The 238-nt window shown below is 33.2% G+C and carries 1 pseudogene; it reads right to left on the bottom strand.

Features of this window, described 5'->3' with window-relative positions:
• Nucleotides 1-4: 4 nt before the first annotated feature.
• Nucleotides 5-142, bottom strand: a pseudogene (locus ACY2RW_RS16360) (DNA-processing protein DprA); the annotation flags it as partial.
• Nucleotides 143-238: the final 96 nt, after the last annotated feature.

Below are 238 nucleotides of genomic sequence, written 5' to 3' on the forward strand. Positions count from 1 at the left end.
CTCCCTAAGCAAAACCACTTACAATTATTGGGTTGTATTCTGCTAATTCTTCTATTACTTGATTGCAAAACTTACGCCCATAAGAACTGATGTTTCTTGTACCTACAATAGACATGATTTTATTGTTCGATAAATCGATATTTCCATCTTTAAATCATAACATTGGGCTGTCTATACCTTGCTGAAGATTCTCAGGGTAATCATTCTCTAACAAATCAGAATATGCAATATCATTGTC

Source organism: Polaribacter sp. 2305UL8-11 (assembly GCF_058147165.1).